Below are 12,497 nucleotides of genomic sequence, written 5' to 3'. Positions count from 1 at the left end.
CATTACGAAGCCAGGCGAAATGTTTTGAAAGATTTGCGATGAAAAAAACCAATCACCAAGAGAAAGTGATCACACAATGTCATCAAGAAAACTCAACAGATCCTTGTTGAGTGATGTCTTCTTGAAGAAACCCCGTGTGATCCTTGTGTCTGTGTGATTGGGGCTTTTGATTGCCTTCGTGGTCAGCCCATCAGTTTGCGAAAATCATCAAACAGATAACTGCTGTCATGCGGCCCGGCCGATGATTCCGGGTGATATTGCACGCTGAACACCGGCATCTTTTTGTGCCGGATTCCCTCGACGGTTTGATCGTTGAGGTTCACATGGGTGAGTTCGACATCATTCGACAGGGAAGCCATGTCCACGGCGAAACCGTGATTCTGGGTGGTGATTTCCACATGCCCCGTCAGGCGGTTCAGCACGGGATGATTGGCCCCGCGATGGCCGAACTTGAGTTTGTAGGTCGTTCCGCCCAAAGCCAGACCGATCAACTGATGACCGAGGCAGATGCCGAAGATCGGTTTCTTGCCGAGCAATTCCTTCACCGTGTCGATTGCATACCCGACCGCCGCCGGATCACCGGGGCCGTTGGAGAGGAAGATGCCATCCGGCTTTTGGGCCAGCACTTCGGCGGCCGTCGCCGTTCCCGGCAACACGGTGACTTCGCAACCGGCTTGCGAGAGGCAACGGGGAATGTTCCATTTCATCCCGTAATCAATCGCCGTCACCCGGTGGGTGGCGGGCGGGCTGGCCGCCAGCATTGTTTGAGCCAGCGGGGCCAACGCCCCTTGCTTCCAGTCGTAACCGGCTTTGGGGGTGACGACCTTCACCAAGTCGCATCCTTCCATCCCGGCCAGCGCCTTGGCTTTGCGAATCAACGAAACATCATCGAGATCAGTGGCCGAGAGAACACCCATCAGGGCGCCGCGAACCCGCAGTCGGCGCACCAAGGCCCGCGTGTCGATGCCATCGATCCCGACAATCTGGTTCTTCTTCAAGTAGCCATCAAGATCGATCTGGGAGCGAAAATTGCTCGGAACCGCCGTGTGTTCCCGCACGATAAATCCGGCGACGTGCGGACCGGCCGATTCGTCGTCTTCGGCGGTGATGCCGTAATTGCCAATCAGCGGGTAGGTCATCGTGACAATCTGACCTTTGTAGGAAGGATCGGTCAGCACCTCCTGATACCCGGTCATGCTCGTGTTAAACACGACCTCGCCCGCCGACTCCCCCGGATGACCGAAGGATCGGCCGGTGAATACGGTGCCATCTTCCAACGCCAGTTTCGCCACGACGGACATGGTTCGGTCAATCTCCGGGGGATGTTCAAACAAGATCGGTTTACGGAAAACGATCCGGCAAATCCACCGGCAATTGCGAGGGAGAAGTTAACGGATGCGGAAGGTGACTTCCAATTCGCCGAAAGAGATGGTCTGCTGGCTCTTGCTGGAGGTCGGAAAGAAGTGATCCAGCAGCATTTTGATCGGTTCGGAGGCGATGAAGTACAGGTTGAATTTGCCGTCCCGCTCGAAATCGACGAGGCCCGCATGCTTCAATTGGGTCAGGTGATGGCTGACGGCCGGTTGGGACTCGCCGAGTTCCTCGCAAATCCGCGAGACGTTCAGCGTCCCCTCGGCCATCAACAGCCGAAGAATCTGAAGGCGGTTTTCGTCGGCCAGACTGCGAAACACATCGGCGAGTTTCTTGTTGAGCTTGTTCTGGGCCGGTTTGGCGGGTTTGCGAACACGAATCGGCGATGTCTTCATTCGGCGGCTCCAGTTGTGTGATCCCGACCAAGGTTTTGTCGGTTAGGGGGCAGGGTTTTCAGGGATAACCCTTTGGTGGAACAACATATCTTCATGTGTGGGTCTGTCGATATGATACCCCCCGGAGTATCCGTAGCGTACCCGTTTTCTGTTCATCGTCAATTGAATTCGGCCGGATTCGAGCGATCCCGCTCCGGGAGAAAATCGAGACATGGGCCACCGGAATCTGCAAAATTGTGTCGACGACCTGCGACGCCACGGGCAACTGGCCGAGATTAACGCGGAAATCGACCCGCAACTCGAAATGGCCGAGATCCAACGCCGGGCCTACGCGGCCAAGGCTCCGGCCCTGCTGTTCAACCGGGTGCGGGGATGTGCGTTTCCGATGCTGGCCAACCTGTACGGCACTTTGGAACGAACCCGCTTTCTCTTCCGCGACACGCTGGATATCGTCGAACGAATGGTGCGGTTGAAGATCGACCCTGCGGAAGCCCTTCGCAAGCCTTGGAAACATCTCGGCCTCCTGCCCGCCGCCCTGCACACGCTGCCCAAATTCCGTCGCAGCGGCCCGGTCATGAGCCACCGTACCACACTTCGGGAGCTTCCCCAACTTAAATGCTGGCCGGACGACGGCGGGGCGTTTGTCACGCTGCCGTTGGTTTACACTGAAGACCCGCGGCGACCGGGGTGGCGAAAATCCAATTTGGGCATGTATCGGGTGCAATTGTCGGGCAATGAATACGCGCCCGATGCCGAGTGCGGCCTTCATTACCAGATTCATCGGGGCATCGGCGTCCATCATGCGGCCGCCATCGAACGCGGCGAACGTTTGCCCGTCAATGTGATTGTCGGCGGCCCCCCGGCCCTTACGCTATCGGCCGTGATGCCATTGCCAGAAGGGCTGCCGGAGTTGATTTTCGCCGGGGCGTTGGGCGGTCGCCGGGTGGCCATGATCCGCGGAGACCGGACAACCAACGGCCTGCCGATTCCGGCCGAGGCGGATTTTTGCATCAGCGGTTGGATCAACCCGCACGAAACAAAACCGGAAGGGCCGTTCGGCGATCATCTTGGCTATTACAGCCTGACGCATCAATTTCCCCTGATGCGAGTCGATGCGGTTCACCACCGGCCGGACGCCATCTGGCCGTTCACCGTGGTCGGCCGGCCGCCTCAAGAAGACACCTCCTTTGGCGAACTGATCCACCAACTCACCGGTGATGCCATCCCCGCCGTTTTGCCAGGCGTGAAGGCAGTCCATGCGGTGGATGCGGCCGGGGTTCACCCATTGTTGCTGGCCATCGGCAGCGAGCGTTACGCCCCCTATGAACAACGAACCCGCCCTCGCGAATTGTTGACACAGGCGAACGCCATTCTCGGGCAGGGACAACTCTCTCTTGCCAAGTATCTGCTGATCGTCGCGAGACAGGATAATCCGGATCTGAACATTCACCACATTGATGAATTTCTGCGGCATCTATTGGAACGCATCGATTGGACAACCGACCTGCATTTCCAAACGCAAACGACCATCGACACTCTCGACTACTCGGCCGGGATGGGCCTCAACGCCGGGTCCAAAGTGGTGTGGGCGGCCGTCGGCCCCAAGCGTCGAGAACTGGGGCATAGTCTTCCCTCCGAAATCAATCTGGCCGATGGTTTTACTGATCCGAAAGTGGTGTTGCCGGGAATTGTGGCGATTCAGGGGCCGCCAAACCGACAGGTAAGAAATAGCGGGGAATATCCCGACGATCTGCGACGATTGACGGACTCGATCGAACGCCAGTCAACTCTGTGGAATGGCTTCCCGCTTATAACCGTCGTGGATGATTCCGCCTTCGCGGCCCGAACATTAAACAACTGGTTGTGGATGACGTTCACCCGATCCGATCCGGCCAGCGACATCGTCGGGGCGTTCCCGCAAATGTTCCGCAAACACTGGGGCTGTCGCGGCCCGTTGGTGATCGACGCCCGCCTCAAACCGCATCACGCCCCCCCGCTCATCGAAGACCCGGCGGTTTCCCGACGGGTTGATGAACTTGCCAGTCGCGGCGGCCCGTTGCATGGGCTTATTTAACGGGGATTAACCTTCCGTAAAGAGTTGTGTTTTCATCCCGGTGCAACACTTGCCAGATGTTCTTTTGGCTGGCGAAGGCGAGATCAAATCCTTCGTCGTTGGTGACAAGCGCGAAGTCGAATGGCCCGTATTTCTCCTGCCAGTCGTCCAAAGGCTTGCCGGGAATTTGAATCTTTTTCTGGCCGAGCAAGCCTTTCGTGAGAACGTACTCTTCCAGGAATTGATCCCCATACAGTTCGCAGCGATCATCAATGAACACAAGACATCGGGGTTCCTGCAAAATCAGAAAACCGCCGTAATGATACTCCGCAAATATCCGGGGCTGTTGCGGAGTGGAAGCCGCCGCTTTGCGAACTTCGGGCAGGGCTTCGATTGGCCAAATTTGCGGATCGAGGCGAACCCAGAATGGATGAATCCGATCAGCGGGACTTAACACCACGGCGGCACAACCGGCGATGAGAATCACCAACCCCGGCGCCAGCCATGCCCTTGCCTTTGATTCAATCACGGGTGAATCCGGCGGGGTAAACATATCGTTCTTCTTCCGCACCAACCAATCGGCCAACCGGGTCTGCGGAAACAAATCAGCAAAAGCCACCATCGCCGTGACCGCGAACAACGGGGCATGACGCACGCGGGTGAATGTCAGCATCAACCAAATCAGCGGGACAAGATACGTCACCCTCCACTGTCGCAACGGCAGCAAGACAACGGCCGCCACATAAACAAATGCGAATGCGACGATCCCTTGCCAGCCAAACGCGGTGAAATCCATCGGCCGATGCTCCTGGATGATGCCGGGGAGACTTTCCATCCGGTAAATCACCAGCCAGCTCGCGGGAAGCCTCCAGCCATATGGATTGACAAAACAGGACGCAACACACGCCAGCATCACCAAGGCCGCCTGACCGATATTCAGCGAACTGCGAAATGGCCCGCAACCGGCCATGTATTGAATCGTCCATCCCCCGAGGACAAACCCAAGCGTGGCCAGCCCCCCGAGGACGCCGCCGTGGATATTCGACCAGATCCAACACACCGGCACAAACCAAAAGAGGCACGCGACAGATCGGGTTCCTCGTTCCACCCCGCTCAGCAAACAGAGCAGGATGGCAAATCCGGCGATGGTTGCCAAATGAGGACGCACATGAAAATGCCCGGAACTGCACGCCAAAGCGGTCGCCAACAACACAGCCACGACCGACGGATGCAGCCCGATATCCAGCAATCGTTTTCCCAACGCAGTAAATATCGCGGCGAGAATGCCGGTCGCCAAAACCAGCATCAGGTCCAGCCCGCCAAGCCGATACGCCCCCGCCAAAGACAATTCACCGAACCACTGGTGGGGAATCCACTCGGCCCCCTGAAATGTGAACGAGTATGGATCGATGCGGAAGAAGCCTTCGGCCGCCAGCCGTTCCCCGACCGCAACGTGCCAGAAGGTACCGGGGTCTTGGAAAAACTTCGACCGTCCGGCAATGACGAGCAACAACCAAAGACCGACAAACAACAGACCAGTGCGAATCGCTTCCCTGTTCATCCCGGCTGGTCCTTGTTCCAAATGCCGACATACCAAAACATAAGCAACGACGGGGCCATCCAAATCATGAATTGAGCATCAATGTTCAACTGGTTCATGATCACCGCCAACAACGTCCAGACGGCGTAGCCGACAATCAAGATCCGCCTCGCTCCCGGAGAATTCCAACGCAACCTCGCCGCCAGGATCACCACGCCGGGCAGCAAGATCACCACGTCAAAGGGCCATGCTCCGTAGGAAGCGGTGACAAAGGAAACGAGCAGCAACGAGAAAAAATCATCCGGCCAGCGGAACCCCTTGTAGAAACATCTGACCGCCCATGGAAAAAACCAAACGGCCCCCAGACAAACGGGAACAAATTGCAACCAAAATATGCCCTGGCCAAACAACTCTCGCAACCATGACCCAATGGTGGGAGATCTCCATTGCACCGGAGTGCGGTGTAACATTGCCTCACGATATTGACCAATCACGTCGGGATTCGGGATCATCGCGACAAACGTGGCGATGGCAATTGAGACGACAAACCACACGGCCGAAAGCCATGCCAGCCGGGAACGGTCCAAGATCATCCAATAACCGAACGCCGGCCAGACCAAATAGGCCAGATGCGGTTTAAGGGCGAGCAGAAAAGCTCCGACCCCGATCATCCATGGTTTTCGCACGGAAAACCCATGCATCACCGCGACAACGCCAAACAAAATATACGCGCCGATTTGTCCGGCCTGCATCACCATCAAGGTTGGTAGAAAACTGAGTGAGAGAATCCATGCCACCCATCTTTTCTCCTTCAATCCTTCCCCCAGAAGCCATGATCGATCCGCCGAGAACAGGACGAGGGCAAACCCGATGGCGATCCAGCTAATGTGGGCGATTCTCGCCGGGAGCATCCCGAACGGCATCACGAGGGGCAATGTCCAAGGAGGATTCCACATCATCACCGCTTCGTTTGTGTCACGACCGATTTCACGCTGGAGCGGCAGAAGCAATTCTGCGGAGTATGGGTTTTGGCCTTTGGCATTCAAATACCCGGCCGCCCAGTATTCCACAAAATCATCCATCGGGAACACCTTCAGACCGCCGGAACCAGACGAAAGGCGCCAGGCCAGCAAGATCACCGCGAGGACAAGAAGCCCGACGAGTGGAATCAGACGGGAACGAGATGCGGAAGGGACGGTCATGATTAAAGGATTCCCGGTTATTCTGTCAGCACATTCAGCCCGTCCTTCTTGCGAAGGACCGCCAGCCCCTTGCCGGTGAGTTTTGTCCCGATCACGCTCACCTCGGCCAATTGGGGAAACGTCACCAAGCCATCCGCTGTTTTATCGGTCATCGCGACGTTTGCATCCAGTCGAAGGGTTTGCAAAACGGGCAGTGTCTTGAGACAAAGAATCGCGTCATCGCCAACTTGAACATGGGCCAGATCGAGTTCCTCGACGGAGAACACATTCGAGATGGCTTGAACCCCCTTCTTGGTCAGTTTGGTGTGATCCAGTTCCAACCGGGCGAGCCGGGGAAGCTTGTCGATGGCCTCGAATCCCTCCCCGGTGATGGATGTCCGGCTCAGGGTGAGTTTGCGAAGTTCCTCCATATTCTTGAAGAACTTCAATCCCGCATCGGTCACTTTGGTGTCGCTCAGATCGATCCATTCCAAATCCTTCAATTCGCCAATTTGTTGTAGGGTGGCGTCACCAATGTTGTTGGCGTGCAAGTCAAGTTCGAGGAGTTTGCCGAACGACCGCATGGGAACCGCCCCGCGATCCGTAAACCCCGGACAGGCGAACCGGAGGCTTTCCAAGCCCTCGTTATTGCGGAACGGAACCAACATGTTGTCCGAGAATCGCCGGCCTTCCAATCGAAGCTTTCGCAGCCCGGTTAGCTTTTCGAGCGGCTTCAATCCGGCGTCCGAGATCAGGTCATCATGGATCGTCAGTTCCCGCAGGGCAGGAAAATTCGCGGCCACTTCGATGCCCGCATCAGCCACCCAGTTACCGCGAATTTCGAGCGTTTCCAGTGAGGCCAGATCCTTGAGTTTGCCGAGGCGGCGGTTGTTCCACTCGACGGCCTGCCAATCGAATTGGCGCAGTTTCTTGCACTTGGCCAGGAATTCCACAAAGGCTTCCGGGTGGTTCGGAACGATCACCCCGCGGAGAGATTCGAGATCCTTCAATGCCTCTAACTGAATGAGGTGTTTTTGTGACATGGCCACATCCGGGAGTTCGAGGATCGCCAGATGTTTGAACTGTCCCAAGACACCGCTTGCGTTCGCGGTGACGGCCGTGCGGGATAGGTAAAGTTGCTTCAACGAAACAATGTCCTTGAGGTAGGCCAGTCCCGCCTCGGTGATTTTTTCACACCCATCCAGACGCAACCGTTCGAGTGTTTTCAATCCTCGAAGTTCCGCGAGATCCAGATCGGTGATGTCCACGGAAGAAATCGTGATCTCGACAACGGGCTTCGTCTCGGCTTCCTCATCCCTCACCATTTTCCCATCGTAGCGATTCAGCATGGCCACCGGATCGGCGGGGGTCAATTGATCCGCCGGAACCGGCAGAATGACGGGGGTTGGATCGGGAATGACGAGGTCCCTTCGCCTGCCTTCCTCCACCGGTGTTCCGGCGAGCATCAACTGGCACTCGGGGCGGGCTTTGACGATCTTGTCCGCCGAGTCGGCATCGGTGGCCGTGGCCCGAAGGTCGAGGGCTTCCAACCGGACGAGGCTCTCTACCAGTTTCGGCAAATCGGCCGGTTTAATGGATGTGTTGGCCAGATTCAGCGTCCGCAACTCCGCACAGACTTTCAACTGATCGACGGCGGGTGCTTTTAAGGCAAGATGAGCCAGCGACAAATCACGAAGCTTGGTGAGTTTGGCCAATGAAGCCAGACAGGCATCCGTCCCGGCCGTTGCGGAAACATCCAATGATGACAGATTGGGGAACATTTTCAGCAACGAGGCGATTCCGGCATCGGTCACCTCGGTGCGGGAAATATTCAAATCACGCAGAGGGAGTTCGCCAAAATAAGTCATCGACCGGTCGTTGATCCGGCAACCGGACAAATCGAGTCGTTCCAGTCCTTTCAATTCTCGAAGGGAAGCCAGACCATCGGGAGTGATCAGATTGTCCGACAGGGAAAGGCCCTTCCACCCGGAATACTCGGCCAGAATCTTCACTTCCGGCCCTGTGATTCCGGCATCTTCAAATCCGATGGTGGCGAGACGCGGCTTCGCCAGTTGATTGGCCAGTTTCAACACAGCGGTGTCGCAAGCATGGCGCCGGAGAAAGACGCTTCTCAACGCAGGAAGACGGCCCAGCCTGTCGAGCAGATTCTTGCTAGAAGCCGCCGGAACCAGCGGCCGATGCGGAGCCTGTTCGATGCGAATTTCTTGCAGAGAATTTCGCCCGTCCAATCCGCTCCAGTCCCCGTCGGCGATGGCGAGGTTCTGCAAATGCAGCTTGGTTAGCCCGGTGCAACCGCTTACTTGTTTGAGATGATTGCCAGTGAATGGCCCCGACCCGGTGACGCGAACCGTGGCCACCCGGTTGAGTTCCGTGATCCGGAGGAGCATTTTTTCCGTGTTTGCCCGCCAGGGGAAGTCCACTTCCAAGCCGCCGCTCCGGGCGATGATCGTCGCCCCCGCCAGCCGGAGATCGGCCATCGCCTGTTGGGAACGGGTCATTTCCTCCACGGTGACGGCGACGGGCCGGAAGGTCTTGATCGACTCGAACACCCGCTGTCGTTGCTCGCTTGTGAGTTTGGCGGAAGGGACAATCGAAACGACATACCCCGCCGGATAGGGATTGAAGAAACGCCACGAAACTCTCGCCGGTTCCGGTGATTCAATCTCGGCGACAAACCCGGCGTCCGTTTGCTCGGCCAATTTCCAACCGGCGGCCGTCAGGCGTTCTTTGGCGGCCTCGGCCGTCTCGGTCGAACGATTCACCGAGATCGCGAAGGAAGAGCCGCAGCGAAGCAGGCATTCATCGCGGCCGGCGCTGGTAAGTGTCGTCTTTTCGGGAAGGTCAATCTTCGCCCAGATGCCCGCCACCCGGAGATCGATAGTTTGTCGGTTCGGGCCAACATCTTCTTCGACCGGCCTGGGGGCCGCCGGCGCCACTTCTGCCTCGACAACAGGCAGAGCGGGCGGTTCAGCGCGTTTGCCGCAACCGGCCGGGAAAACGCAAAGAGGGAAGAGAAGACCCAACAAGAACCGGCTTGGCAAGGGCATGGCCCTTACTCCTCTGAGGCGGATCAATATCTTTTGATTGACGGCAATTCTAGCGGTTCCGTTCCACCTTCCACACACGAATCCGGGAAACATGGCCAGCAAACGAATTCTGATGCTTGTGGGAGACTTCGTCGAAGACTACGAAGTCATGGTTCCCTTCCAAATCCTCCAAACCGTGGGGCATGATGTCCGGGCCGTCTGCCCCGGCAAGAAAGCGGGCGACAAAGTTCGCACCGCCATCCATGATTTCGAGGGGGACCAGACCTACAGCGAAAAGCCCGGCCACCAGTTTTCACTCAATGCGGATTTCGACAAGATTGACACAAAGGACTTTGACGCACTGGTGATTCCCGGCGGCCGTGCCCCCGAATATTTGCGGTTGAATCCTCGCGTGCTGGAGATTGTTCGGGAGATGATGACCGCCAAGAAACCGGTCGCGGCGATTTGTCACGGGCCGCAAATTCTGGTCGCCGCCGGGGTATTGGCTCAGCGCACCTGTGCGGCCTATCCGGCCGTGAACCCGGATATCACCGTGGCGGGCGGGCACCCGGCCGACATTTCCATTGACGGGGCCATCACGGACGGGAATCTCGTCACTGCCCCCGCCTGGCCGGCCCATCCGGCTTGGATGGCTCAATTCTTGAAGTTGCTCGGCTCGCGAATTGAGCCTTGATGGATACCCATTGATGAATCAACAAAAGAGGCCCGGTGTTTCCACCGGGCCTCTTTCATTTATCGGCTGCTTTTCGGCTTGCCCGATTTGGGAGCCGGACCAGACGGGGCCTTCGGTGGGGTCGGCGCCGGCCGGGTCGGTGCCGGAGTGGCTACCGGATTCTTTACCGGTGTCCCCCCGACTGAAACCGGAGGGGTGTGAACCGGAGCCGGAGCAGGCCGAGGCACAATCGCCGGAGCCGGTGTCACAGGTATCGGAGCGGGCCTCGGCACAACTACCGGAGCGACAGGCACCACCGGAGCGGGCTTCGGTATCACCACCGGAGCCGGAGTGACAGGCACCACTGGGGCGGGCTTCGGCACAACCACCGGAACCGGGGCCGGGACCACAGGTATCGGAGCGGGCTTTGGCACAACCACCGGAGCCGGTGTCACAGGCATCGGAGCCAGCTTCGGCACAATTTTCGGAGCCGGAACCTCAGCCACTGAAACAGGCTTCGGAGCCACCACCGGAACCGTGGGAACCGGAGTCGGGGCTGATATCTTGGGCTCGAACTTCGGCCCCCCGCCTTTCGGACCAACCGGCCTTGGTTCAATCTTCGGCATCGGGTTCGGAAACGTCGGCCTCGGGTCCAGTTTCGGGGCCTCATGGCCGTGAGGCCGATCTGCCTTCGGAAGAACATGGCCCGGCTTGGCCGGTTCGATCACCGGTGTCGCCACCTTCGGTTGAAGATGCGTCGGCACATCAAGCTTGAGCGTGTGGGGAGCCGCCACGCCTCCGACCGGCCCTCTGGGCGGCCCGGCGGAAACTAATCGCACCTCTTGCTCGGCTCGGTTCACGCCAATCGCCCGCACTTCTCGAGCGTGGACTTGTTGTTCACGTCGCACAGCTTCCGGCACGGCGGCCAACCGCACATTGGTGGTCTTCGGGGCGTCACGCAGGGTGGTCAACATCTGAACATTGTTGACGTTCTTCACGTTCGTGGTGTTGAAGTTGTTGATAACCACCGTTTGTTGCGTGTAACTGACCGGAGGCCGGGCAAAATCACCCTTGTATCGGCCGACATACAGATTCACCAAACCGCCGCCGCCCCAGTATGGATCTCGGGCATAACCCACCGAGTAGTGGCTAAACAGCGGATCGTAATACCCGCCCAACCGGACCGTGGCGCTCACATGACCGCTCCAGGCGGTAAAGCCAAGGGTCGCATAGTTCGGGGCGAAGTAATCCCCAAAGTAGTAACTTCCGTAACCGCGACGGGCGAAGAACGCTCCATAGAGACAGGGTTCCCGCACGATATAGGTCGGCGTATACACATAGGCCGGGGCGGCATAGTAGCTCCGGGGAATATAAACCGGGGCGAACAGCACGCCGCGATTCGCCAGCGGATAGTCCCAATACCCATCAATGAACACATATCCGCACGGGGTCCAGCGATAGTGAGCCGGCTGCCAGATCCAATTGGCCCGGTATGGGGACCAATAGCCCGGACGCCACACATAGCGGGTGTTGTACACCCATGAACCGGGCACATAAACTTGGTCGGGCGAGGGAGCGGGAACGCTAGCCCCGGCGTCATCCAAGGGCTTGGGCGGTTCGGGCAGATATTCGATGGCGGCCTTTTGAGCCTGGACCGGGGCCCAGAACCCGCCGGACCATTGCCATCCATCGCCGTTCTTGTGCCAGCTACCGGGCATCCACGTCCGGTCGGGCGGGGGCACCCGCCAGAAACCGCTGATCCAAACAAAGTCCTTGCGGTCTTCGTCCCAAGACCAGTAACCGGGAATCCATTGGACATTGTCCCCTTCGGGTTTTTGATCCGGGGGAAGTTCCTCAATTGGCTTGGGCGGCTCCTTGGGAACGATGGGCGAGGCGGTCGGCTGTCGTTCACTCGGTTCGGCATAAGCCTCGTGGATTGCTCCGCGGGCGAGGGCTTCTACTTCTTCCTCGGCGGCCCACCCGACCGAGGGAATGGCGATGGTGATCGCACACAGGGCCAGTGTTCTCAGAAGTCTCATTTTTCTGTCTCGGACCCGGTTGGGAAAACCGTTGGTTGTTGTATCCGGGGAATGACGAAATTGGCAAATCTTGCGCCAAGGGGGAGATTTGCTCAAGATCGGTGAGTCAAACAGTGATTGGATTTTCTTGACTGACAGGATTCAGGTAATTCAGCGGCATGAGCGGGTCGTCCGAGTTTTCCTCATCCACCCACTGTC

At 58.0% G+C, this 12,497-nt stretch carries 8 protein-coding genes; 2 read left to right on the top strand and 6 right to left on the bottom strand.

Translation table 11 applies throughout. The features are described 5' to 3' along the window. Positions 1-182 precede the first annotated feature (182 nt). A complete protein-coding gene (gene carA, locus BGIM_RS0122975) occupies positions 183-1,301 on the bottom strand; it encodes a glutamine-hydrolyzing carbamoyl-phosphate synthase small subunit (protein ID WP_020472079.1) in 1,119 nt (372 codons plus the stop codon). Positions 1,302-1,388: 87 nt separating this feature from the next. Beyond that, entirely contained in the window at positions 1,389-1,766 is a 378-nt protein-coding gene (locus BGIM_RS58060) for an ArsR/SmtB family transcription factor (RefSeq protein ID WP_020472078.1), read from the bottom strand. A 211-nt stretch (positions 1,767-1,977) separates the two neighbouring features. Here BGIM_RS58060 and BGIM_RS0122965 point away from each other — a divergent pair, with 211 nt between their 5' ends. Then, a complete protein-coding gene (locus BGIM_RS0122965) occupies positions 1,978-3,840 on the top strand; it encodes a UbiD family decarboxylase (protein WP_020472077.1) in 1,863 nt (620 codons plus the stop codon). On the opposite strand, the gene BGIM_RS0122960 is transcribed toward BGIM_RS0122965, so the two are convergent. Genes BGIM_RS0122960 through BGIM_RS0122950 form a run of 3 tightly spaced genes read right to left on the bottom strand, consistent with a single transcriptional unit; the run spans position 3,833 to position 9,608 of the window. After that, positions 3,833-5,380: a hypothetical protein gene (locus BGIM_RS0122960; protein WP_020472076.1), complete on the bottom strand. Its 1,548-nt coding sequence runs from the start codon at positions 5,378-5,380 to the stop codon at positions 3,833-3,835. The two genes, BGIM_RS0122965 and BGIM_RS0122960, sit on opposite strands and share 8 nt — an antisense overlap. Next, positions 5,377-6,561, bottom strand: a complete 1,185-nt coding sequence (locus tag BGIM_RS0122955) for a glycosyltransferase family 87 protein (RefSeq protein WP_020472075.1) — start codon at positions 6,559-6,561, stop codon at positions 5,377-5,379. The genes BGIM_RS0122960 and BGIM_RS0122955 overlap by 4 nt, the downstream gene beginning before the upstream one ends. Positions 6,562-6,578: 17 nt before the next feature. Continuing rightward, positions 6,579-9,608, bottom strand: a complete 3,030-nt coding sequence (locus BGIM_RS0122950; protein ID WP_020472074.1) for a leucine-rich repeat domain-containing protein — start codon at positions 9,606-9,608, stop codon at positions 6,579-6,581. Between the two features lie 91 nt (positions 9,609-9,699). On the opposite strand from BGIM_RS0122950, the gene BGIM_RS0122945 reads away from it, so the two are divergent. After that, complete coding sequence (locus tag BGIM_RS0122945; RefSeq protein ID WP_020472073.1) at positions 9,700-10,281, top strand: DJ-1/PfpI family protein; 582 nt, start codon at positions 9,700-9,702, stop codon at positions 10,279-10,281. 59 nt (positions 10,282-10,340) lie between these two features. Here the strand turns inward: BGIM_RS0122945 and BGIM_RS58055 are convergent, their stop codons facing one another. After that, the gene (locus tag BGIM_RS58055; protein WP_020472072.1) at positions 10,341-12,299 is read right to left on the bottom strand and encodes a YXWGXW repeat-containing protein; all 1,959 of its coding nucleotides are present in this window, start codon (positions 12,297-12,299) and stop codon (positions 10,341-10,343) included. Positions 12,300-12,497: the final 198 nt, after the last annotated feature.

Origin of the sequence: Zavarzinella formosa DSM 19928, from assembly GCF_000255705.1 — a bacterium.
In the GTDB taxonomy this organism is placed as follows: Bacteria; Planctomycetota; Planctomycetia; order Gemmatales; family Gemmataceae; genus Zavarzinella; species Zavarzinella formosa.
Note: the sequence above shows the minus strand (reverse complement) of the source record. Positions and strands in the feature narration are given on the sequence as shown.

Coding starts and splice junctions, on each gene's coding strand:
- carA (WP_020472079.1), bottom strand. CDS start 1,301: ATGTCCGTCGTGGCGAAACTGGCGTTGGAAGATGGCACCGTATTCACC.
- BGIM_RS58060 (WP_020472078.1), bottom strand. CDS start 1,766: ATGAAGACATCGCCGATTCGTGTTCGCAAACCCGCCAAACCGGCCCAG.
- BGIM_RS0122965 (WP_020472077.1), top strand. CDS start 1,978: ATGGGCCACCGGAATCTGCAAAATTGTGTCGACGACCTGCGACGCCAC.
- BGIM_RS0122960 (WP_020472076.1), bottom strand. CDS start 5,380: ATGAACAGGGAAGCGATTCGCACTGGTCTGTTGTTTGTCGGTCTTTGG.
- BGIM_RS0122955 (WP_020472075.1), bottom strand. CDS start 6,561: ATGACCGTCCCTTCCGCATCTCGTTCCCGTCTGATTCCACTCGTCGGG.
- BGIM_RS0122950 (WP_020472074.1), bottom strand. CDS start 9,608: ATGCCCTTGCCAAGCCGGTTCTTGTTGGGTCTTCTCTTCCCTCTTTGC.
- BGIM_RS0122945 (WP_020472073.1), top strand. CDS start 9,700: ATGGCCAGCAAACGAATTCTGATGCTTGTGGGAGACTTCGTCGAAGAC.
- BGIM_RS58055 (WP_020472072.1), bottom strand. CDS start 12,299: ATGAGACTTCTGAGAACACTGGCCCTGTGTGCGATCACCATCGCCATT.